The sequence below is a fragment of the Streptomyces ureilyticus genome, assembly GCF_011045025.1.
Taxonomy (GTDB): Bacteria; Actinomycetota; Actinomycetes; order Streptomycetales; family Streptomycetaceae; genus Streptomyces; species Streptomyces ureilyticus.
Genome location: NZ_JAAKZX010000070.1, coordinates 1 through 21,563, shown reverse-complemented (window position 1 = coordinate 21,563; position 21,563 = coordinate 1). Strand labels below are relative to the sequence as shown.

19 protein-coding genes and 2 tRNA genes are annotated in these 21,563 nt (G+C 69.6%); 4 read left to right on the top strand and 17 right to left on the bottom strand.

Annotated elements, in window-relative coordinates:
- Positions 1-41 precede the first annotated feature (41 nt).
- Both G6048_RS22260 and leuS read right to left on the bottom strand, forming a co-directional pair.
- A complete protein-coding gene (locus tag G6048_RS22260; protein WP_165341348.1) occupies positions 42-824 on the bottom strand; it encodes a hypothetical protein in 783 nt (260 codons plus the stop codon).
- Positions 825-995: 171 nt separating this feature from the next.
- The gene (gene leuS / locus G6048_RS22255) at positions 996-3,878 is read right to left on the bottom strand and encodes a leucine--tRNA ligase (RefSeq protein ID WP_165341347.1); all 2,883 of its coding nucleotides are present in this window, start codon (positions 3,876-3,878) and stop codon (positions 996-998) included.
- Positions 3,879-4,412: 534 nt separating this feature from the next.
- On the opposite strand from leuS, the gene G6048_RS22250 reads away from it, so the two are divergent.
- Entirely contained in the window at positions 4,413-5,777 is a 1,365-nt protein-coding gene (locus G6048_RS22250; protein ID WP_408056154.1) for a cytochrome b/b6 domain-containing protein, read from the top strand.
- Entirely contained in the window at positions 5,774-7,399 is a 1,626-nt protein-coding gene (locus tag G6048_RS22245) for an NADH-ubiquinone oxidoreductase-F iron-sulfur binding region domain-containing protein (protein ID WP_165341346.1), read from the top strand. The genes G6048_RS22250 and G6048_RS22245 overlap by 4 nt, the downstream gene beginning before the upstream one ends.
- Positions 7,400-7,491: 92 nt before the next feature.
- On the opposite strand, the gene G6048_RS22240 is transcribed toward G6048_RS22245, so the two are convergent.
- The 10 genes from G6048_RS22240 to G6048_RS22195 all read right to left on the bottom strand — a co-directional run bounded on the left by G6048_RS22240 (position 7,492) and on the right by G6048_RS22195 (position 12,944).
- Positions 7,492-7,564: transfer RNA gene (locus G6048_RS22240), tRNA-Ala, on the bottom strand.
- Between the two features lie 97 nt (positions 7,565-7,661).
- Positions 7,662-7,895: a hypothetical protein gene (locus G6048_RS22235; protein WP_165341345.1), complete on the bottom strand. Its 234-nt coding sequence runs from the start codon at positions 7,893-7,895 to the stop codon at positions 7,662-7,664.
- Between the two features lie 3 nt (positions 7,896-7,898).
- Positions 7,899-8,072 (bottom strand): IS1 family transposase, encoded by a 174-nt coding sequence (locus tag G6048_RS22230; RefSeq protein WP_165341344.1) that lies wholly within the window; start codon positions 8,070-8,072, stop codon positions 7,899-7,901.
- Between the two features lie 274 nt (positions 8,073-8,346).
- A tRNA-Ala gene (locus tag G6048_RS22225) sits at positions 8,347-8,419 on the bottom strand.
- 287 nt (positions 8,420-8,706) lie between these two features.
- A complete protein-coding gene (locus G6048_RS22220) occupies positions 8,707-9,399 on the bottom strand; it encodes a histidine phosphatase family protein (protein ID WP_235990175.1) in 693 nt (230 codons plus the stop codon).
- Entirely contained in the window at positions 9,396-9,839 is a 444-nt protein-coding gene (gene rsfS / locus G6048_RS22215; protein WP_165341343.1) for a ribosome silencing factor, read from the bottom strand. Before rsfS ends, G6048_RS22220 begins: the two co-directional genes overlap by 4 nt.
- Positions 9,840-9,944: 105 nt before the next feature.
- Positions 9,945-11,705: an LCP family protein gene (locus G6048_RS22210; RefSeq protein ID WP_165341342.1), complete on the bottom strand. Its 1,761-nt coding sequence runs from the start codon at positions 11,703-11,705 to the stop codon at positions 9,945-9,947.
- Between the two features lie 25 nt (positions 11,706-11,730).
- Positions 11,731-12,393, bottom strand: a complete 663-nt coding sequence (nadD, locus tag G6048_RS22205; protein ID WP_165341341.1) for a nicotinate-nucleotide adenylyltransferase — start codon at positions 12,391-12,393, stop codon at positions 11,731-11,733.
- Positions 12,394-12,440: 47 nt separating this feature from the next.
- On the bottom strand, positions 12,441-12,605 hold the full coding sequence (locus G6048_RS22200; protein WP_165341340.1) for a hypothetical protein: 165 nt from the start codon (positions 12,603-12,605) through the stop codon (positions 12,441-12,443).
- Positions 12,606-12,788: 183 nt separating this feature from the next.
- Positions 12,789-12,944 carry a hypothetical protein gene (locus tag G6048_RS22195; RefSeq protein ID WP_165341339.1) on the bottom strand — a complete coding sequence of 52 codons (156 nt, stop codon included), beginning with the start codon at positions 12,942-12,944 and terminating at the stop codon, positions 12,789-12,791.
- Between the two features lie 101 nt (positions 12,945-13,045).
- Here G6048_RS22195 and G6048_RS22190 point away from each other — a divergent pair, with 101 nt between their 5' ends.
- Positions 13,046-14,149 (top strand): M48 family metallopeptidase, encoded by a 1,104-nt coding sequence (locus tag G6048_RS22190; RefSeq protein ID WP_235990172.1) that lies wholly within the window; start codon positions 13,046-13,048, stop codon positions 14,147-14,149.
- Between the two features lie 42 nt (positions 14,150-14,191).
- Here G6048_RS22190 and G6048_RS22185 read toward each other — a convergent pair whose 3' ends face one another.
- The 5 genes from G6048_RS22185 to proB all read right to left on the bottom strand — a co-directional run bounded on the left by G6048_RS22185 (position 14,192) and on the right by proB (position 19,146).
- Positions 14,192-15,259, bottom strand: a complete 1,068-nt coding sequence (locus tag G6048_RS22185) for an SCO2583 family membrane protein (RefSeq protein ID WP_165341337.1) — start codon at positions 15,257-15,259, stop codon at positions 14,192-14,194.
- Between the two features lie 54 nt (positions 15,260-15,313).
- Entirely contained in the window at positions 15,314-15,901 is a 588-nt protein-coding gene (locus tag G6048_RS22180; RefSeq protein WP_165341336.1) for an SCO2584 family spore wall biosynthesis protein, read from the bottom strand.
- A gap of 86 nt (positions 15,902-15,987) precedes the next feature.
- Entirely contained in the window at positions 15,988-17,274 is a 1,287-nt protein-coding gene (locus G6048_RS22175; RefSeq protein ID WP_165341335.1) for a glutamate-5-semialdehyde dehydrogenase, read from the bottom strand.
- 89 nt (positions 17,275-17,363) lie between these two features.
- Positions 17,364-17,828 carry a hypothetical protein gene (locus G6048_RS22170; protein WP_165341334.1) on the bottom strand — a complete coding sequence of 155 codons (465 nt, stop codon included), beginning with the start codon at positions 17,826-17,828 and terminating at the stop codon, positions 17,364-17,366.
- Positions 17,829-17,982: 154 nt separating this feature from the next.
- Entirely contained in the window at positions 17,983-19,146 is a 1,164-nt protein-coding gene (gene proB / locus G6048_RS22165) for a glutamate 5-kinase (RefSeq protein WP_165341333.1), read from the bottom strand.
- Positions 19,147-19,436: 290 nt separating this feature from the next.
- Between proB and G6048_RS22160 the strand changes: the two genes are divergently transcribed.
- Complete coding sequence (locus G6048_RS22160; protein WP_165341332.1) at positions 19,437-21,512, top strand: hypothetical protein; 2,076 nt, start codon at positions 19,437-19,439, stop codon at positions 21,510-21,512.
- Positions 21,513-21,563: the final 51 nt, after the last annotated feature.

The following is a 21,563-nucleotide window of genomic DNA, read 5'->3' as shown; positions in this document are numbered from 1 at the left end:
CTGCCGCTGCCGAATCGGCCGGATCCCGCCGCGTTCCGGGATCAAGTCGTGCTCTCCGGGCGGGGCTTCTTCTCCCAGGGGTAGGTGGGCCGCGCTGCCGGCGGGGTGATGGCGGGCCGGGTGGGCGTGCGCTCCTTCTCGGCAGTGGGCTCCTTCGCGGCGGGGGGCGTGGGCTCCTCCTCGGCGGTGCGCGAGGGAGCCGTGTCCGGCCAGGTCTGCTGGTCCCCCGGGGCGGCGGGTGCCTCCGGCCACGGGGGCGGCGGCTGAGTCGGCGCCGGCTCCTTGGTCCAGTGCCGCAGCGCGCCCGCCTCCATGTCGATCTGCTGGCTCAGTGAGTCCAGGTCATCGCCCGCGAACCGCCGGGCCCGGTCACGCGCCGCCCACCGCAGGGCGTCGGCCGACTTCGTGATCTGCTCCGTGCGCTCCCGCAGCTGAGGCAGCTGCTCGACGAGGCGGGCTCTGTTCGGCTCGCGCTCCAGTCGCTTCATGTCGGCGTCCAGTTCGTGGCCGTGCGCGCTGAGTCGCTGGAAGAGGGCCAGGGACTCCTTCAGCGACTCGTCCTCGGACACGCCCGCGTGCAGGGCGTCCTGGGTGGCGCGCATCGACGTGCGCAAGGAGAGCCGCAGTTGGGCCAGCTCGCCGAACGCTCCCGGCTGCGCGAGGGTCTTCGCCTTGAGTGTGGAGTCCTCGACCGTGCGGCGGGCCTGCGCGACGGTGCGGTCCACTCCGCGCTTGGCGGCACCGACCACCTTGACCGTCGCATACGCCCCGAGGACCACGAACAACACGAAGATCAGCGCCACGATTACTGCCACGGCTTCCACGACGTCGTTCCTCTCGGGTCCTGCTTCTCGGTCTTCTGGGTCGTCTCGGTCTTTTAGATCTGCTCGATCCTGTTCCAGTGCCCGCCGACTCTTCCACGGTAAACGGAAAAGGCAGGCCGGAGGTTCCAGCGGAACCCCCAACCTGCCCGTAGGGGACTACCCCGACCCGCGTTACGCGGGAACGATGTTCACCAGCTTCGGCGCCCGCACGATCACCTTGCGGATCCCCGCGCCGTCCAGCGCCGCCACGACCTTGTCGTCCCCCAGGGCCGCCTTCTCCAGCTCCTCGTCGGAGATCGACGGGGACACCTCCAGGCGCGCCTTGACCTTGCCCTTGACCTGCACGACACAGGTCACGGTCTCGTCCACGACGTACGCCGGGTCGGCGACGGGGAAGTCCTGGTGGACGACCGAGTCGGTGTACCCCAGCTTGCGCCACAGCTCCTCGGCGATGTGCGGGGCCAGCGGCGCGACCAGCAGCACCAGGGGCTCGGCGACCGTGCGGGGCACCGGGCCCCCCGCCTTGGTCAGGTGGTTGTTCAGCTCGGTGACCTTGGCGATGGCGGTGTTGAAGCGCAGGCCTTCCAGGTCCTGGCGTACGCCGTCGATGGCCTTGTGCAGGGCGCGCAGCGTGTCCTCGTCGGGCTCGCTGTCCACGACCGTCACGGCGCCGGTGGCCTCGTCCACGACGTTGCGCCACAGCCGCTGCAGCAGCCGGAACTGGCCCACCACCGCGCGCGTGTCCCACGGCCGCGACACATCCAGGGGGCCCATCGCCATCTCGTACAGGCGCAGCGTGTCCGCCCCGTACTCGTCACAGATCTCGTCCGGAGTGACCGCGTTCTTCAGGGACTTGCCCATCTTGCCCAGCAGCTTGGTGACCTTCTCGCCCTGGTAGTAGAACGCGCCGTCGCGCTCCTCCACCTCGGCGGCGGGCACCGCGATGCCTCGGCTGTCGCGGTACACGAAGGCCTGGATCATGCCCTGGTTGTACAGCTTGTGGAACGGCTCGACCGACGAGACGTGCCCCAGGTCGTACAGGACCTTGGACCAGAAGCGCGCGTACAGCAGGTGCAGCACGGCGTGTTCCTGGCCGCCCACGTACAGGTCGACGCCGCCGTGCGGCATGCCTTCGCGCGGGCCCATCCAGTACTGCTCGACGGCCGGGTCGACCAGTTGCTCGGAGTTGTGCGGGTCCAGGTAGCGCAGCTCGTACCAGCAGGAACCGGCCCAGTTGGGCATGGTGTTGGTCTCACGGCGGTACGTGCGCGGGCCGCGGCCGTCGCCCAGGTCCAGGGTGACGTTCACCCAGTCCTCGTTGCGCGACAGCGGGGTCTCCGGCACGGTGTTCGCGTCGTCCGGGTCGAAGGTGCGCGGCGAGTAGTCCTCGACCTCCGGCAGCTCCAGGGGCAGCATCGACTCGGGCAGCGGGTGGGCGATGCCTTCCTCGTCGTAGACGATCGGGAAGGGCTCGCCCCAGTAGCGTTGGCGGCTGAACAGCCAGTCGCGCAGGCGGAAGTTGACGGTGCCCTCGCCGATGCCCTTGCTCTCCAGCCACTCGGTGATACGGGCTTTGGCGTCGGCGACGCCCAGGCCGTCCAGGGAGATGTCTTCACCGGAGGAGTTCACGATCTTCGCGTCGTACGAGACGAACGCGTCGTCCCAGGTCGACGGGTCCGTGCCCCGGTCGTCGTTGGGCTCGACCACGCAGCGGATCGGCAGCTCGAAGGCGCGCGCGAAGGCGAAGTCCCGTGTGTCGTGCGCCGGGACGGCCATGATCGCGCCGGTGCCGTAGCCCATCAGTACGTAGTCGGCGATGAAGACCGGGATCTGCTCGCCGTTGACCGGGTTAGTGGCGTACGCGCCCATGAAGACGCCGGTCTTGTCCTTGGCCTCGGCCTGCCGCTCGACATCCGACTTCGAGGCGGCCTGCGCGCGGTAGGCGGCGACGGCTTCGGCGGGGGTCGCGTGGCCGCCGGTCCACACCTGGTGCGTGCCCTCAGGCCATTCCTGGGGCGTGAACTTCTCGACCAGCGGATGCTCAGGCGCCAGCACCATGTAGGTCGCGCCGAACAGGGTGTCCTGGCGCGTGGTGAAGATGGTGATGTTCTCGCCGTCGATCGGGAAGTCGACGCGGGCACCCTCGGAACGGCCGATCCAGTTGCGCTGCTGCAGCTTGATGGCCTCGGGCCAGTCCAGCCCCTCCAGGTCGTCCAGCAGCCGGTCGGCGTACGCGGTGATGCGCATGTTCCACTGGCGCAGCTTGGCCTTGAAGACGGGGAAGTTGCCGCGCTCGGAGCGGCCGTCCGCGGTCACCTCCTCGTTCGCCAGTACGGTGCCCAGGCCGGGGCACCAGTTGACGGGCGCGTCGGAGGCGTACGCCAGGCGGAAGCCGCTCAGGACGTCGGCGCGCTCGGCGGCGCTCAGGTCATGCCACGCCCGCCCGCCGGGAACGGCCTTCTCGCCGCTCTCGAACCGGGCGGTCAGCTCGGCGATCGGGCGGGCCTGCTTCGCCTCGTCGTCATACCAGGAGTTGAAGATCTGCAGGAAGATCCACTGGGTCCACTGGTAGTAGTCCGGGTCGATCGTCGCGAACGACCGGCGCTTGTCGTGGCCCAGGCCCAGCCGGCGCAGCTGGGACTTCATGTTGGCGATGGCGGCCTCGGTGGTGATCCGGGGGTGCTCGCCGGTGGCCACGGCATGCTGCTCGGCGGGCAGGCCGAAGGCGTCGAAGCCCAGGGTGTGCAGGACGTTGTGGCCGGTCATCCGCTGATAGCGGGCGAAGACGTCGGTGGCGATGTAGCCCAGCGGGTGGCCGACGTGCAGGCCCGTTCCGGAGGGGTACGGGAACATGTCCATGATGAACTTCTTGGGCCGGGCGACCAGTTCGGGGTCACCCGCCAGGTCGCCCTTGGGGTTCGGTGCCGCGTACGTACCCTCGGCGTCCCAGAAGTCCTGCCAGCGTGCCTCGATCTCGGCCGCGGTAGTGGCCGTGTAGCGGTGCGGCGCGGCATCCACCGACATGCCAGTGGCAGCGGGGTTCGTCTCGCTCATGATCCTCAAAGCTCCATCGATCGTCTCTGCCAGCGTTCGGAAATGAAAAAGCCCCTCGCACAGGAGGGGACGCCGCGCTGATTCCGGCCACGGAATCGTCGATGGCCGGGACTGGTCAGCGCGGCTCGCTAAGCAGAAGGCGTACGGCACGCATGGCGTCAGGGTACAGCAGCCGTCGAGTGGGCCGCGACGGAGATTTCAGGGGCACATGACACGGCGTGCCACACTCTTGTTGCGGCACCAAAAGCTGAACAAAGGTCAAGGGTTACTCCGCGTAAGGGAATCTAAGGGACATCGCAACTCCCTCACGACCCTTTGATAACAGCGCAATAACTCAAACCTCGTACCCCTCGGTATGTACTCGGCCTAGAGTGCGGCAGCGGGACCGCTTCCCCGAACTGTTTGGGAGACACCCCCCATGAACACTCGACGCAGTAACAGCCCGGTTCCCCGACCGGGCTGCTCAGCCCGCGGTGGGATCACCGCGGGCGCGTTGTCGCTCATACCCTTCGTCGTGATGTTGGGAGGTATGTCGTGACCTCAGACAGCCAGCCCTTGGCGGCGGACTGCCCAGGGTGCGACCTGAACAGCACGGTGGACGACGCGTTCGCGGAGTTCCTCAACTTCGGTACAGGCGTCCTGTCCCTCGTCTGCCTCAGCGCCTCTGTGATCTGGGGACTCGTCGCCCAGGACAGGATCTTCCTTGACGCCCGCCAGCGGATGCTGGCGCAGGCGGTGCACCGGATCACCGCGGTCGCCGCAGTCGTGTTCATGTTGGTGCACATCGGGACCAAGCTGGCGCTGGCCCACACCTCGTGGATCGCCGCGATCATCCCGTTCGGACTCGTCGGCTCGAACGACGAGATGCTGGGCCGGGCCATCTTCATCGGCCTGGGCACCCTGGCCAGCCTGATGATGATCTTCGTGGCCGTGACCGGCATCCTGCGCAATCGCTTCGCGACCTCGGCACCCGTCGCCTCCCGCTGGCGCATGATGCACAGCCTGGCCTACCCGGCCTGGTGCTTCGCGCTGGTCCACGGCCTGTTCACCGGCCGCGAGGCGAAGCCGGTCTTCACGATCCTGTACTGCCTGAGCCTCGCGGCGGTCGGCGGGGCGCTGGCCCTGCGGGCATCTCCGCCGCCGTTCCGGCGCAAGGTCGCCCAGCGCCTCCGGGAAATGATCGGCAACAACAACGGCGCGCTACGCGCGGAGCCCCCGGGACGTCGTACCGCCGCCGAGTCCCGGCTGCAGGGCGCCGGTTCACGTCCGGGCTTCCCGGAGGGGAAGGTGCCCAGGCAGCGGACGGGTTCCCCGTCGAGCGCCTCGCTGTACGACACCGGCCAGCGCGCCGCCCTCACGGACACGGGGGCAGGCGCCTCGCTGTACGACACCGGCCAGCGCGCCGCGTTCACGGACACCGGGTCCAACCCGCTCACCGACACCGGCGGCTTCTCGGCCGCCTACCGGGCCGTGTCCAACACCGGCAGCATCCCGCGCATCCAGGCCCCCATCGGCCAGCCCGACCCGACCCAGCGCATGCAGGGCCTCCCGACGGACATGCAGCCCACGGAGGTGCTCCCGCCCGTCGACGACAACGCCCCCCGCTGGCCGGCCCCGTCCCCGCAGCTGTACGAGGCCCCGCCGCCCCCCTCCGAGGCGCCGGCCCCGTACAACAGCCCGTTCTACGACACGGGCAACATGCCCTACGTGACTCCCGACACCCCCTCGCCGTACGGATCCAATGATTTCTACGACACCGGTGAGTCGAACGACCCCCTTGGTACGTACAACACGAATGACACGTACGACAGCGGTCCCGCCACTGAAACGCTGCCCGGTGCGTTCGACGCACCCAGCTCCGGCGAACCCTGGAACGCGCCTTCCGGAGGCTCTTGGTGAACGCCGCTCTGCCTGATGTCCCCGAGGTCCGTGTGGTCGGACTTCCCCAGCTCACCTCGGGTTTCGACCTGGTCGAAAGACTCGACCTGGACATGCACCTCAAGGTGCACGGTCCGCTCGAGCCGATGGGCGGAGAACAGCTCGCGCAGCTCGCCGAGCGGATATCCCTGAAGGGCCGCGGCGGCGCGGGCTTCCCCTTCCACAAGAAGCTGCGGTCGGTCGCCGAGTCGGCGATCAAGCGCGGCGTGCGGCCCGTGGTCGTCGTCAACGGCAGTGAGGACGAGCCGGCCTGCCGCAAGGACACGGTGCTGATCAATCGCGCTCCGCACCTCATCCTGGACGGCGCCCTGCTGGTCGCGGAGGCACTCGGTGCCCGCACCCTCGTGGTCGGTGTGACCCGGGAGTCCACCCAGAAGTCCATGGAGGCCGCGCTCGCCGAGCGGGGCCTGAACAACCGGCGCGGCTCGGTCCTCCGGGCCCGTGTGCAGCGCAACCCGGTGCGCATGGTGACCGGCGCCGCCGCATCGCTGATCCGCTCCATCGACGGCGGGCCGGCGATCCCGCCCGGCCGCAAGATCAGCGCCTCGCAGAGCGGCGTCGGCGGCGCCCCCACACTGCTGTCCAACGCCGAGACGTTCGCGCAGCTGGCGATCGCCGCCCGCATCGGCTCCGAGCGCTACGGCAACACCGGCCTGTACGACGAGCCCGGCACCGTCATGGTCACCGTCTCCGGCGCCGTCGCCCGCCCCATGGTGATCGAGATGCCCACCGGTGTGCCGCTGCGGTACGTCCTCCAGCTCGCCGGCGCCCCGCCGGTCCCGCAGGGCGTGCTGACCGGCGGCTACCACGGCAAGTGGATCGACGCGGCCACGGTCAACGAGGCGGTCGTCTCGCGTGACTCCCTTGCGGCGGTGGGCGGTTCGCTCGGCGCGGGCGCGATTCTCCCGATCAGCCAGGAGACCTGCCCACTGGGCGAGTCGCTGCGCGTGGCGCAGTGGCTGGCCGAGGAGAGCGCGGGACAGTGCGGTCCCTGCTATCTCGGTCTGCCCGCCGCGGCCCGCGGCATGGAGGACATCCTCAACGGCGGCGGCCCCGCCGCCCTGGAAGCGGTCAAGCAGGTCGCCCATGCGGTGAAGCGGCGCGGTGCGTGCTCGCACCCGGACGGCTCCGCGATGTTCCTCGAGTCGACCCTCAAGGCGTTCACCGACGACCTGGCCGCGCACGTCCTCGGCAACGGCTGCGGCAGGCCCGTGGAGGGCGTACTGCCGCTCTTCGATGTCGGCGGCGTCCCCACCGGTATCCCGGGCGGCCAGGGGCAGTTGGAGTCCGGCCCCAGCCGCCAGAAGATCCACGTCGACTGGACGCTGTGCCGAGGGCACGGCCTGTGCGCCGACATCCTCCCGGAGGTCTTCGAGCTGGGCGCCGACGGGTTCCCGACCGTCGCCCAGGCGCAGGTGCCGCGCTACGCCGAGCAGAAGGCCATGCGCGCCGTACGCCGCTGCCCGGCGCTCGCGCTGCGCATCGAGGAGGACAACTCCGGGGGCCCGGCCCGCAACAACCTGCCCGTCCTGTCGCAGCGCGGCCAGGGACGCGGTCGCCGCGCGCTCGGCAGCGGCCGCTGAACGCGACGTAACGACGACGCGCGAGGCAGTACATACAGAAGGCGGGCCATCCGATCGGATGGCCCGCCTTCTGTATGACTCTTCATCTGCTGTGGAGCTAAGGAGATTTGAACTCCTGACCCCCTGCATGCCATGCAGGTGCTCTACCAACTGAGCTATAGCCCCTTGCGTGTCCTGCGTGTCCGTCCGGTTGACCCGGCGGCGACGCCAACATTACACGGTCCTCCCGGTGCACCACCAAATCGTTTACGGGGGCCCCGGGTCAGGACGTGGCGAACGAATAGAAGCGTTTGAGCGTGCAGTGTTCGTCGAGGAGCCGGCCGTAGATCGGCTCGCCCTCCAGCTCGCGGTACGTCTCGATCGGGTCGCCTTTTATGATCAGCGCCCGCGCGCATTCCTCGCACCAGTACTGGTAGTCGTGGTTGACCGGTTCCATGTCGCGGACGATGGGCGTACCACTGCCGCACCAATCGCATTTCCGCCTGTGTGCACCCATCGCTCAGCTCCAACTGTGGCCGCAGGCCGTGCACACGTAGGAGATCCCGCCGTTGTCGCCGAGAACCTGGGCGACGTGGGCCGATCCGCAGGAAGGGCAGCCGAGGCGGGTGATCCGGTCGCGTATCACCTCAGCCTCGAGGCGGTCGTCGACCTCCCCGAGGATGCTCGCAGGCATCGCCAACTCCCTCCCGTCGGGCCGCGCCCCCTTCCGGCCGTTTGATTCTGCCACGGCCGGACCAATACGGTCAGCGACGCCTGCGTACCAGTCCGGACACGGCGGCCGCGACACCTGTCACAGCCAGCGCGAACGTACAACGAGGGGCGCCTCCCAAGAGGTATACGCCTCCCGGGCCCAAGTGACTCAAGCGATTCAAGAAGAGTGTGCCGACCAGCACGAAAAATCCCGCTCCCCCTGTGGGGAACGGGATCCTCACGCCGTAGCGCCTGTGTGGAGCTAAGGAGATTTGAACTCCTGACCCCCTGCATGCCATGCAGGTGCTCTACCAACTGAGCTATAGCCCCTTGTGTCCTCCCGCCCGGCGGGGCGAACAAGAGGAACTTTAGCGTCTCTGATCGGCTTAGGGAAACTGAGTGTTGCTCAGCAGCTTGAGCCAATCGCCTGCGTGCCCTGGCGCCGGGCGACCGAAGTCGCCAGCCCGCGTGACACGTCCCTCCGGACGCTGGTCGGCCAGGCCGCAAGGCCAAGCCGAGGAGGGTGCCCGACGTCGCCTGGGCGCCGGGCGTGCGCGTCACACTCTGCCACAGGATCACTACGTTTCGCTAATCCGATTGGTGAGCCTCGTACACCGTCAGTCGTCGTCTCCCAGGACCGGCTCCGGCAGCGTGCCCGCGTTGTGTTCCAGCAGGCGCCAGCCGCGGGCGCCCTCGCCCAGGACGGACCAGCAGCAGTTGGAGAGGCCGCCGAGGCTTTCCCAGTGGTGGGAGTCCAGGCCGAGGAGGCGGCCGATGGTGGTGCGGATGGTGCCGCCGTGGCTGACCACCACGAGCGTGCCGTCGTCGGGGAGCTTCTCGACGTGCCGGAGCACCACGGGAGCGGCGCGGTCGGCGACCTCGGTCTCCAGTTCGCCACCGCCACGGCGCACCGGCTGACCGCGCTTCCACGCCGCGTACTCGTCGCCGTAGCGCGCGATTATCTCCTCGTGCGTCAGGCCCTGCCAGACGCCCGCGTACGTCTCGCGCAGGCCCTCGTCGTGGGTCACGTCGAGGGTGGTGAGGGCGGCCAGCTCGGCGGCCGTGTCGGCGGCTCGCTTCAGGTCCGAGGCGACGATCGCGTCGGGCCTGAGCGAGGCGAGCAGCCGGGCGGCGCGGCGGGCCTGATCGAGGCCGGCCTCGGTGAGCTCGACGTCGGTCGTGCCCTGGAAGCGGCGCTCCACGTTCCACGAGGTCTGCCCGTGGCGCCACAGGATGACACGGCGGCCCCGGCCGGCCTTGCCGGTCTCGGACAGCGGCCTGCCGTCCGAGGCCCCCGTTCCCGCGCTCAACGCAGCTCACCGCCCAGTCCGGCGTCCTGAGCCTCCTGCAGCTTGGCGTGCTCGGCGGCCTTGCCGCGGGTGGCCTTGGCCTCGGCGGGCAGGTCGAGCTCCGGGCAGTCCTTCCAGAGCCGCTCCAGGGCGTAGAAGACGCGCTCCTCGCTGTGCTGGACGTGCACCACGATGTCGACGTAGTCGAGCAGCACCCAGCGGGCCTCGCGGTCGCCCTCGCGGCGCACCGGCTTGGCGTCGAGTTCCTTGTTCAGCCGCTCCTCGATCTCGTCGACGATCGACTTGACCTGGCGGTCGTTGGGCGCGGAGGCCAGCAGGAAGGCGTCCGTGATCGACAGCACGTCGCTGACGTCGTACGCGATGATGTCGTGCGCGAGCTTGTCGGCGGCCGCCTGCGCGGCGGTGTTGATGAGCTCGAGAGAGCGGTCAGTGGCGGTCACTACCAAGGCTTTCCGTCGGCGGTCAGTTGTCCCCAAGGGGTTACCCCAAGGGTCTCACGGACCGCCGACACCACCCACGCCGTTACCTGTCCGGCGGATCAGGCCCTAGCCCGCCGAGCCGCCCACCTCGTAGTCCTGGCCGAGGACCACCGACACATCCGCGTTCGAGGCGCCCTTGGCCTTCTTCACGGAACTGGTCGGCAGGCCCAGGGTCTTGGCGACCTCCACGGCGTCCGCCTTCTTCGCGGCGTCGGCGTACGTGATCCGGGACGCCGTCTGGGCGGCATCGGTGCCGGCGTCCACGAAGGCGTAGCCGCCGTTCAGCAGGACGACGCGGGCCTGCTCGGTGGCGTCCTTCTTGCCGGTGGCGTTCCTGATGCCGACCTGGACGGCCGCGTCCTTCTCGGGGCTCTTCGCGGCCCCGCCGAGTACGTCCTTGACCACGCTGTCGCTCGCCTTCGTGCTCAGCCTGCCGTCCGACTGGACCGGCAGCAGCACGGACTTGTAGTCGCCGCCCTTGGCGTGGTCCGCGAGCTTGGCGAGGAAGGTGCCCAGGTCCTTGTCGGTCAAGGGGGGCTCGATGATCTGCGCGAGCGTCTGCACGGTGGTCGTCGCGGCCTGCGGATCCGACGACACCTTGCGCAGCACGCCCTGCATGACCTGCCCGAACCGCTCCAGCTGCGCGTTCTGCGCCTCCCCGGAGCCACGGTAGGTGGCGTACGCGACGGCCATCTTTCCGCTGAGCGTCTGGCCCTCGCCCTTGTTGACCAGGGGCGCCTCGCCCTTCCGCTTGGCGTCCGGGTCCGGCACCTTCGCGTTGGTGTCGATGTCGATGCTGCCGACGAGGTCGACGAGGTTGCTGAGGTAGGGGGTGTCGAGGCGCCAGGTGCCCTCGATGTCCGTGCCGAGCACGGTGTCGATCGCCTCACGCGTCCCGGAGGTGCCGTCGTCGTCCACGGACTTGGCGAGCGTGGTCGTAGTGCCGTTGTCGTCCGACACGGCAAGGGAGTTGGGGACCAGGACGGTGGTGCCCTGCTTGGTGGTGGTGTTGTTGACGAGCAGCGCCGTCGCGGTGCCGCCGCCCTTGGTGTTGTGCAAGTGGACGACGATCACGTCGCGGTTCTGGGCGCCCGCGGCCGTCGCGGTGCCGGTCTTCGCGTCCGACGACGTGCCGGGCAGCTTCCCCGCGTACCAGAGGTAGCCGACACCGCCCACCGCGACCAGGGCGAACACCACGACCAGGGCGACGACGCGACCACGGGCCCGGCGGCGGGCCTCCTCGCGCCGTTCGGTGCGGTTCTCGGTGAACTTCAGCCAGTCGATGACGTCTTCGGAGTCGTCGGTCGGCTCCTCGACGAAGGTGAACTGCTCGGTGCGGTAGTCGCGGTCGTCCCGCTGCCCGTCCGCCGGTTCCTCGGCCTCCGTCCGCTCGGCGGGCGGCCCCGCCTGCTGGGGGATGTAGGCGGTCTGCTCGGCGACGCGGGGCTGCTGGCCGCTGCCCGCGGCTTGCCCGTAGGGGTCGTACGAGTTTGGAGGGGCCGGAGCGGGCGCCTGAGCAGTCGCGCCGTAGGGGTCGTACGAGCCCTGCGAGCCGTATGACCCGTACGAGGCGCCGGGCTGCTGATGGCCGTTGCCGGTGTCGTACGACGGCGTCTGCTGCTGACCGTTCGCGTACGGGTCGTACCCGTAACCCTGCTGCCCCTGTTGTTGCGCACCGTAGGCGTCGTACCCCTGCGGCGTCTGGGACGGCGGTGGCACCTGCCGGTACACCGGCTGCCCGAAATCGTCGTAGCCGACGAGCTCGTAACTCACATCACCTTGGTAACTCTGGTCGCCCCCGTACCCAGCGTCGTATCGGTCGTTCACCGGTGCCCCTCTCGGTTCACTCGCCTCACTCGCCGCGGTACAGCTCACGCTTGTCGATGTAGCGCACCACACCGTCCGGCACCAGATACCAGACCGGGTCACCCTTGGCGACGCGGGCTCGGCAGTCCGTGGACGAGATGGCGAGCGCGGGGACCTCGACGAGCGAGACACCGCCCTCCGGGAGGCCCGGATCGGTCAGCGCGTGGCCGGGCCGGGTGACCCCGATGAAGTGCGCGAGGGAGAACAGCTCTTCGGCATCGCGCCAGGTGAGGATCTGGGAGAGCGCGTCGGCGCCGGTGATGAAGAAGAGGTCCGTATCGGGATTGAGCGCCCGCAGATCGCGCAGGGTGTCCGTGGTGTACGTCGGGCCGCCGCGGTCGATGTCGATACGGCTCACCGAGAACTGCGGGTTCTCGGCGGTCGCGATGACCGTCATCAGATAGCGGTCCTCGGCCGGGGAGACCTTGCGGTCGGTCTTCTGCCACGGCTGCCCGGTCGGCACGAACACGACCTCGTCCAGGTGGAACTGCGCGGCCACCTCACTGGCCGCGACGAGGTGGCCGTGGTGGATCGGGTCGAACGTTCCGCCCATGACGCCGAGGCGGCGCTTGCCCGGGTTCGACGGGCCGGAGGCCGGGCTGTTCTCCCGGCCCGTCAACCGACCGCTCGGCATGTCCTGCTCTCCCATGCGTGCAGACCCTACCGGCCCGGTCCCTGAGCCCCGCCCCGCGGACGTCAGCGGTCCCGGTTGAAGCGGGTGGTGATCCACAGCAGCAGAAGGAGGACGAAGAGCGCGCCGCCGCCGGTCAGGTAGGCGCTGAGGCTCTCGTGGTTGCCGCTGTGCTCTCCGCCCTCGGCGGCGAGGGAGGCCAACTGGGCAGCGGTGCTGTGGAAGCTCATCTTCGGCAGGACCTATCCGGTGTGGGCGGGATCGGGATACAGACGTAGGGCCATCGTAAGCGGGCGCCGCCAACCGGATCACGCCGACTCCGTCACGCCCGCTCTCCGCCGCGTGCATCACGCCGCTTCAGCCGTTTGCCGGGAATGCCGCTCTCATGCGTTGCCGGGAACTTCGTGCGGGGCTCAGTCGTCCCGCTTGTAGCCACGCAGCAGGAACCAGGCAACCAAAACGCAGCCGACGACCATCACTATCAACACGACACGGAGCAGAATTCCCGGTCCCTGCTGTTGCGCGGCGCTCGCTGCTTCGGCGAGCCAGGCTTGGGGGTGGTGCTCCATGACGTGCGACTCCTTCGCTGTACTGCACGTCCACGGTATATCCGCCTAGGCTGTACCCCGCCTTGGGGGCACAGGAGGCAACCAGACGCATGGGGGACCACATGCCAGAAGAAAGCCACGAGAACGTACCGAGCAGGCAGCGCAGGCGCTTCGAGGGGATCTCCTCCCGGGCGTACGAGCACCCCGCGGACCGCTCGGCCCTGGTCGCCCTGCGCAAGCTCAGCGGCTTCGACACGGTGTTCAAGGCGCTCAGCGGACTGCTCCCGGAGCGCAGCCTGAGGCTGCTGTTCCTGTCCGATTCCGTACGGGTCTCGGACGCCCAGTTCGCGCACCTGAACGACATGCTGCGGGACGCCTGTTACATCCTGGACCTGGAGAAGGTCCCACCGATGTACGTGAGCCAGAACCCCCAGCCGAACGCGATGTGCATCGGCATGGACGAGCCGATCATCGTCGTCACCACCGGACTGGTCGAGCTGCTCGACGAGGAGGAGATGCGGGCGGTCGTCGGCCACGAGGTCGGCCACGCGCTGTCCGGCCACTCGGTGTACCGCACCATCCTGCTGTTCCTCACGAGCCTCGCGCTGAAGGTGGCCTGGATCCCGCTCGGCAACCTCGCGATCATGGCGATCGTGACGGCTCTGCGCGAGTGGTTCCGCAAGTCGGAGCTGTCCTCGGACCGCGCGGGCCTCCTGGTCGGCCAGGATCTGCAGGCCTCGATGCGCGGCCTGATGAAGATCGCGGGCGGCAACCACCTGCACGAGATGAACGTGGACGCGTTCCTCGCCCAGGCCGAGGAGTACGAGGCCGGGGGCGACCTCCGCGACTCCGTGCTCAAGATCCTGAACGTCCTGCCCCGCTCCCACCCCTTCACCACGGTGCGCGCCGCCGAGCTGAAGAAGTGGGCCGAGTCCCGCGACTACCAGCGGATCATGGACGGCCACTACCCGCGCCGCGACGAGGACGGCGACACCAAGGTCACGGACTCCTTCCGCGAGTCGGCCTCCGCCTACGCCACCCACGTGCGCAGCTCCAAGGACCCGCTGATGAAGCTGGTCACGGACATCGCGGGCGGCGCGGGCGACATCGGCGGCCGGGTCCGGCGCGGCTTCGGCGGCTTCGCGAGCGGCTCCAGCACAAGCTCCCCCAAGGACCGGCCGCAGGACGACCGCCCCGACGACGAGAGCCCCAACGGCACCGCCTGATCAGCACGAAGAAGCCCGACGACTACACCCTGGGCTGGGCGACTACACCCGGGGCTGGGCACTGGCCGACAGCGACCCGCACAGCGCCGTGGCACCGCCCGTCGCGTACGGGTCGGTGCCGGCCGGTCCGCCCGCCTTGGCCGTCTGCCCCGCGAGCAGCGGGCGCAGACGGCTCGTCGTGTCCTCGGCGCAGGCGAGCGGCCCTGCCTGGACGTACGAGCCCACCAGCTCTGCCTGGTGCATCCGCAGATCATCGCGGTCGAACCGGAAATGCAGCTCGCGCCGCACGGTGAACAGCGAGGCCTTGGCACCGTCCTCCGAGCCCGTCGGCCGCAGCGCGTAGACGAAGGTGTGGTCGGCCGTCACCTCAAGGGTGTCGGCATCGGTCTCGGCTGCCTGCAGCGTGCCCTGCACCCGGATCTGGGAGTCGGCCAGCTGAGCGTGGGAAGGGTCGAAGCGGACCAGCCAGCCGGTGGGCGCGTGCCGCCCGTCCGGGGCCGGACGGTCGAAGCTCTGGTCGAACTGGTCGAGCTGCTGTGGATCGAGCAGGAGCCGTACGGGCCGGGTGGCGCCGCCGGTGAGCACGTCCGGGTCGAGCGCCGACTCGACGAGGTAGTCCTTCGCCGTGGTGAGCGCGGTGACGACCTGGCTGTCCGAGAAATGGGCGGTGCGCCGGGAGGCGGGCATCGTGATCCCGTCGGCGCCGATACGGAACTGATCGGCCGGACTGCGCGCGTACAGCAGCCCGGTGTCCGCGGCGCCCGGCACCGCGCCCTGCGGCGCGAGGGGTATGACCGTCATCCGCAGCGGCTCGGGCGGCTTCGCGGCGGGCGCCTGATACGGGTGCCGTACGCCCATGTAGATCGCCGTGCCGAAGGCGACGGCGATCAGCAGAACGAGGATCAGCACCTGCCGGGACAGACCACGACGCAGCGGCGGGCGGCGGCGCACGGCCGGGGCGTGATCGGCGATCCGTTCCTGAGCGGAGAACTCCTGGAGACGGGCAGCTCGGACGAACGACTCGTCGAAGACGACGGATCGGTACTCTTCCTCACCGCCACCGGAAGCACCGTCGGGTGTCCCCTCCGGTGGGTCTCCTAGCCCGCCCATACTTTCAGAGTAGGTCTCAGGAACCTCACGTAAACGCCGCCGTACGCGACAAGTTCAAGGCGTACGCGGTTCCGCCGGGACGGGTGGCTGGGAGTAGTCGGCGGAGGCCGAAGGGCGCGTTCCGCTGCCCTGTTCGACGCCTGTCGTGGCGGGCGGCGGTACCTCTGGCTGGCGGCCCGAGGAGCCGCCGCGGTAGACCGCCGTGAAGGCGAGGGCGACCATGCCGACGCCCATCACGACGGCGAGTATCCAGGCGACGGGGCGGTGCCAGCGGGTCTGTTTTCCGTACGACCCGGAGTGACCGTAGCGACCGTCGAAGTACTCGCGGTCGTCGAGATCGTCCAGGTCCGGATCATGGCCGAAATCATGGCGGCCGTCGGGTCCGTAGTCGTCGTAGCGCTCATCGTCACCGCGTGGGCCCCGGGTGCGCCCCCGCCGCGCCTCGGCCTCGGAGGCCTCCGCGCGGGCCTGCGCGGCGGCGAGGAGGCGTTCGACGGCGGTTGGCTCATGGACCGTGGCCGCCCGTACGAAGGACTCGTCGAAGACCACGGAGGCGAACTCTTCGTCCGAGCCTCCGCGGTCGCGGTCGTCGTCGGGCTCCCAGCCGTCAGGAAACGGCGTGCCCCCCACGTCCTCCGGCACGGAACCAGAGTAGACCTGGGGGTTCAATTTGGGCAGACGGTACGGAAATTCATCCACCTGGCGAGACAGCTTCTTCGGGGGCCTGCTCAGCGCCGGATGTGCCCGTCGCCCGTGACGATGTACTTCGTACTCGTCAGCTCCGGCAGCCCCATCGGGCCCCGAGCATGCAGCTTCTGCGTGGAGATGCCGATCTCGGCGCCGAAGCCGAACTGGCCGCCGTCCGTGAAGCGCGTCGACGCGTTCACGGCGACTGTCGTGGAATCGACCAGCTGGGTGAAGCGGCGGGCGGCCGGCTGGGAGGTGGTGACGATGGCCTCGGTGTGGCCGGAGCTCCACAGCCGGATGTGCGCCACGGCCTTGTCGAGCGAATCGACGACGGCGGCGGCGATGTCGTACGAGAGGTACTCGGTGTCCCAGTCGTCGGTGGTGGCCTCGACGACGGTGGCCTTGGAGCCCTTGGCGTACGCCAGCACCCGCTCGTCGGCGTGCACGGTGACCCCGGCCTCGGCGAGAGCGTCCAGGGCGCGCGGCAGGAACTCGGCGGCGATGTCCTGGTGCACGAGGAGCGTCTCGGCGGCGTTGCACACGCTCGGCCGCTGCGCCTTGGAGTTGATCAGGATCTCGATCGCCATGTCGAGGTCGGCGTGCGCGTCCACGTACACATGGCAGTTTCCGGTGCCGGTCTCGATGACCGGGACGGTGGACTCCTGCACGACGGTACGGATCAAGGAGGCGCCGCCGCGCGGGATGAGTACGTCGACGAGGCCGCGGGCGCGCATCAACTCCCGTACGGATTCGCGGCTTTCACCCGGTACGAGCTGTACGGCGTCGGCGGGCAGCCCCGAGCCGCCGACGGCGTCGCGCAGGACGCGGACGAGGGCGGTGTTGGACTCGAACGCGGAGGACGAGCCGCGCAGCAGGACCGCATTGCCGGACTTCAGGCAGAGTGCGGCGGCGTCGACCGTGACGTTCGGGCGGGCTTCGTAGATGATCCCGACGACGCCGAGGGGGACACGGACCTGGCGCAGGTCGATGCCGTTCGGCAGCGTGGAGCCGCGGACGACCTCGCCGACCGGGTCGGGCAGCGCCACCACGTCGCGTACGTCGGAGGCGATGGCGCGGATCCGCTCGGGCGTGAGCGTCAGCCGGTCGATGATGGACTCGCTGGTGCCGGCCTCGCGGGCACGCTCGACATCCTTGGCGTTGGCCTCGACGATTTCGCTCGTACGGACCTCCAGGGCGTCCGCGATCGCGAGCAGCGCGTCGTCCTTCTCGGCCCGCGGCAGCGGAGCGAGGTCGGCGGCGGCGGCCTTGGCCCGGTAGGCGGCCTGGGTGACCGGGGACATCGAGTCGTACGGCGAAAGCGTGGTCATGAAGGGAAGCCTAATGCTCGCCGCAGGGGCGTCCAGCGCTTGTTCCAGAACCCGAGACAGGGCCGAAAACGCCCCCCTGGAACTCCCCCCTAGAACGGGTGGACGCCTACGGGGGTGGCCGGCTGCGGGCCGTAGCCCTCGGCGATGCGCTGGTGGTAGGTCTCGCGGTCGATGACCTCCAGGCCGACGATCTCCCAGGGCGGGAGTTTCGAGGTCTGGCGGTGCTCGCCCCACAGGCGCAGCGCGACGGCCGCGGCGTCGTGCAGGTCGCGGGCCTCTTCCCAGTAGCGGATCTCCGCGTGGTCGCCGGCGTACCGGCTGGTCAGCAGAAAGGGATGATCGTGGGCGAGCTGCTCGAGCGATCGCCGGACGTCGTTCAGCGGGGCCTCGTCGCCCGAGACGCTCAGCGTGACGTGCCACAGCCGCGGCAGGTCCTTCGGTTCCTCACCCTGGTACGTGTCTCCGGCCGCGACGCTGGTGAGGGTCCGCTCCTCACCGGCCGCGCGGGAGGTGCCACCACCGCGGGACGCCGCCCCGGGGCGTACTCGTCTCACGACGGCCTCCTTTACGCAGTGGGTTCGCAATGGGTTATGGATTACTGCAGCGCGGAATCTCGAGGGCTCCTTGAATCAAAGTTGAGCAGGCGGGACGGCTTCGTGGGGCGGTTTTACCGAACGTAGCCCTGCGGAGGCTGTCCCTTTCGGCCGTTTACGCGTGCAGCAGGACCAGATCGTCCCTGTGTACGACCTCGCGTTCGTACGCGGGACCCAGCTCGCGGGCCAGCTCACGGGTGGAGCGGCCGAGCAGCTGCGGTATCTCCTTGGCGTCGAAGTTGACCAGCCCGCGCGCCACCGCCCGGCCCGTGGCGTCGCGCAGCTCCACGGGATCGCCCGCCGCGAACTCGCCCTCGACCGCCGCGATACCCGCGGGCAGCAGCGACTTACGGCCCTCGACGACCGCACGCACGGCCCCGTCGTCCAGCGTGAGCGCACCCTGCGGGGTGGACGCATGCTGGAGCCACAGCAGCCGGTCGGCGGAGCGGCGCCCTGTGGCGTGGAAGTGCGTACCGGTGTCCCGGCCCGCGAGGGCGTCGGCAGCGTGCACGGCGGAGGTGAGGACGACCGGGATACCGGCCGCCGCCGCGATCCGGGCCGCCTCGACCTTGGTGACCATGCCGCCGGTGCCGACGCCGGCCCGGCCCGCGCTGCCGATCTCGACGTGCGCGAGGTCCGCCGGAGTGCGTACCTCCGCGATCCGCGACGTACCCGGCCTGGTGGGGTCGCCGTCGTAAACGCCGTCCACGTCGGAGAGGAGGACCAGCAGATCGGCGCGTACGAGATGGGCCACCAGGGCAGCGAGCCGGTCGTTGTCGCCGAAGCGGATCTCGTCCGTGGCGACCGTGTCGTTCTCGTTGACGACCGGCAGGGCACCCATGGCCAGGAGCTTGTCGAGGGTGCGCTGGGCGTTGCGGTGGTGGGCGCGGCGGCTCATGTCGTCGCTGGTGAGCAGGACCTGGCCGACGCGGACGCCGTAGCGCGCGAAGGAGGCGTTGTAGCGGGCGACGAGCAGACCCTGCCCGACGCTGGCGGCGGCCTGCTGGCGGGCCAGGTCCTTGGGGCGGCGGCGCAGACCCAGCGGGGCCAGGCCGGCGGCGATGGCACCCGAGGAGACCAGGATGATCTCCTTCTCTCCTCCACTGCGCCCCTTCGCCAGTACGTCCACCAGGGCATCCACCCGGTCCGCGTCGAGGCCTCCGGACGCGGTGGTCAGAGACGAGGAACCCACCTTGACGACGACCCTGCGGGCGTCCGCGACCCCGTGCCTGGTGTGTGCCTGTCCTGCCGTCGCCTGCCCTGCCGCTGACACGCTCATCCCCAATGTTCTGACCAGCCCCGTCCGTGCAATCTACGTGATTACGGGCAGGGGGCGCCGCCGCATTCCGAGGGGCGGACGTGCGGCCGGTGCACAGGGAGCCGACGCCGCGTCCGTGACGTACGCCCCAGAAGTTCACCGCGGTTTCATCCGATATCCAGCGATAGCTCCTTGGGAAGATTGCTTGGCGGGCCGCCCAAGTCATACGGTCAGGGATCGGCCTCGTAGTGTTCGGTCGACCGAACCCGCTGCCCCCTCATCCGTCGTAACCCTCCGCAGGAGCCCAGCCCGTGCCTTCCGCAGGCCTCTCCCCCCGCCGCACCACGCAGCTTGCCGCGCTGCTGTCGATGTTCGCGCTCTTCACGGCCCAGATCGTCTCCGCACTGCTGCCGAACGTCCCGGTGTTCATCGCCGTGAGCGCGGCGGGCCTCGCCCTCGACGTCTATCTGCAGTATCGCGACCCCGGTCTGCTCGCGCTGCTGGGCAAGGTCCGCTTTGATGCGACGGTCCGTCAGTTGCTGCGCGACATGCTGGTCCTGGTGGGGCTCCTGCGGATCGACGGCATCGACGCGGGCAGCGAGCAGGCACCGCTCCTGGTCGCCGTGTGCGTCTTCTACGCCCTGCACTTCGCCTGCCAGGCCGCCGCGGTCCTGGTCCGCCGCACCCGTACGCTGCCGATCGTCACCCGCAACATCGACGCGTCCGCCCTGCGCCTGAACGCCGCGCCGCCGCGCATCCTGGCCCGCCGTCAGGGCCACCGGCTGCTCACCTTCTCCATTCCTACGACGGCCGGCCTCCTGCTCACGGCGGCCACCAAGGACGGGTACTGGGGCGCCATCGGTGTCACCGTCGCTCTGGCGATGATCGGCGGCGGCACGGCGTACCTCGCCACCTGGCTGCTCCCCAAGAAGCGCGCCAAGAGCGAGCAGCAGGTCATGAACTGGCTGGACAAGTGGCTGGCCGACTACCGGCCGACGGTCGGCATGTACTTCTCCGGCGGTACGACCTCCGCGTACCAGGCGAACATGTGGCTCTCCACGCTCTCCTCGATCGACGCCAGGCCGCTCCTCGTGCTGCGTGAGCGGTTCATGGTGCAGAAGATCGACGCGACGGACGTGCCGATCATCTGCTTCCCGAAGGTGTCGACGATGTTCTCGCTGGAGAACTCGACGCTGAAGATGATGCTGCACCCGGCCAACGCCGCGAAGACCTCGCAGGTGCTGCGCATCCCCACCATCAAGCACGCGTTCATCAACCACGGCGAGAGCGACAAGCTGTCCTCCTGCAACCCGTACGCGAAGGCGTACGACGAGGTGTGGGTGGCCGGGCCCGCGGCCCGCGAGCGGTACGCGCTGGCGGAGGTCGGCGTCGAGGACAAGGACATCGTGGAGGTGGGCCGCCCGCAGCTCGCGCCGATCCGGCCGTACGCGGGCCCGCCGACCGGTCCGTACACGACCGTGCTGTACGCGCCCACGTGGGAGGGCTGGGACGGGAACCCCGGCAACACCTCGGTGATCCTGGCCGGCGAGAACATCGTGCGGCAGCTGCTCGCGGACGACGGTGTACGGCTCCTCTACAAGCCGCACCCGTTGACCGGTTCCGTCGATCCGCGTGCGGGGGCGGCGAACGAGCGCATCATGGCGATGATCCGCGAGGCCAACACCAAGCGGTCGGGTTCCCGGCCGGATGCGGAGGCCGCGGCCGAACTGGTGCGACGGACGGCCGAGTTGGACCAGCTGACGAAGACGTCCTTCCGTCCGGGTGCGGACGAAATGGAGCGCATGCTGATCCAGGGGACGCCGCGCGGTGACCGTGAGGCGGCGATCGCCGAGGCCACGCTGGCCTGGGAAAAGGCGTACTGGGCGTCGTTCCCGGAGTGGGAGCACCAGATCATCACGGACGCGCGGCCCGCGATCTTCGCCTGCTTCAACCAGGCGGACCTGTTGATCAGCGATGTGTCGTCGGTTGTGTCCGACTGGCTCTCGAGCGAGAAGCCGTACGCGGTCGCCAACACGTCCGGGATACGCGAGGCGGACTTCCGCACGGGCTTCCCCACGGTGTCCGCGGGCGTCATCCTCACGCCCTCGGCCGGCGGCGTCCCCGCCCTGCTGGAGTCGGTACGCCACCCGGAGAAGGACCTCTTCACGGCGGCCCGCGCCGAACTCAAGGAGCACCTGCTGGGGCCCTCGGACCCGCCGTCGCTGGCGCGCTTCAACGCCGCGATCGCCGCGTTGTGTGCGGCGGCCGACGAGCGCCGCGTCCGCATGGAGTCGCGGCTGTCGTCGGAGGTTCCGTCGCCACGCGAGGAGGCGGCCGAGGAGACGGCGCAGGATCCGCATGAGGCGGAGGAAACTGCCGTCGGCTGAGAAGCCAGGTGCGGGTGGGGGTGGGGCGGGGCTTCTTTCCCCGCCCCACCC

Coding starts and splice junctions, on each gene's coding strand:
- leuS (WP_165341347.1), bottom strand. CDS start 3,878: ATGAGCGAGACGAACCCCGCTGCCACTGGCATGTCGGTGGATGCCGCG.
- G6048_RS22235 (WP_165341345.1), bottom strand. CDS start 7,895: ATGGGTGCACACAGGCGGAAATGCGATTGGTGCGGCAGTGGTACGCCC.
- G6048_RS22230 (WP_165341344.1), bottom strand. CDS start 8,072: ATGCCTGCGAGCATCCTCGGGGAGGTCGACGACCGCCTCGAGGCTGAG.
- nadD (WP_165341341.1), bottom strand. CDS start 12,393: ATGGGAGAGCAGGACATGCCGAGCGGTCGGTTGACGGGCCGGGAGAAC.
- G6048_RS22200 (WP_165341340.1), bottom strand. CDS start 12,605: ATGAGCTTCCACAGCACCGCTGCCCAGTTGGCCTCCCTCGCCGCCGAG.
- G6048_RS22195 (WP_165341339.1), bottom strand. CDS start 12,944: ATGGAGCACCACCCCCAAGCCTGGCTCGCCGAAGCAGCGAGCGCCGCG.
- G6048_RS22190 (WP_235990172.1), top strand. CDS start 13,046: ATGCCAGAAGAAAGCCACGAGAACGTACCGAGCAGGCAGCGCAGGCGC.
- G6048_RS22185 (WP_165341337.1), bottom strand. CDS start 15,259: ATGGGCGGGCTAGGAGACCCACCGGAGGGGACACCCGACGGTGCTTCC.
- G6048_RS22175 (WP_165341335.1), bottom strand. CDS start 17,274: ATGACCACGCTTTCGCCGTACGACTCGATGTCCCCGGTCACCCAGGCC.
- proB (WP_165341333.1), bottom strand. CDS start 19,146: ATGAGCGTGTCAGCGGCAGGGCAGGCGACGGCAGGACAGGCACACACC.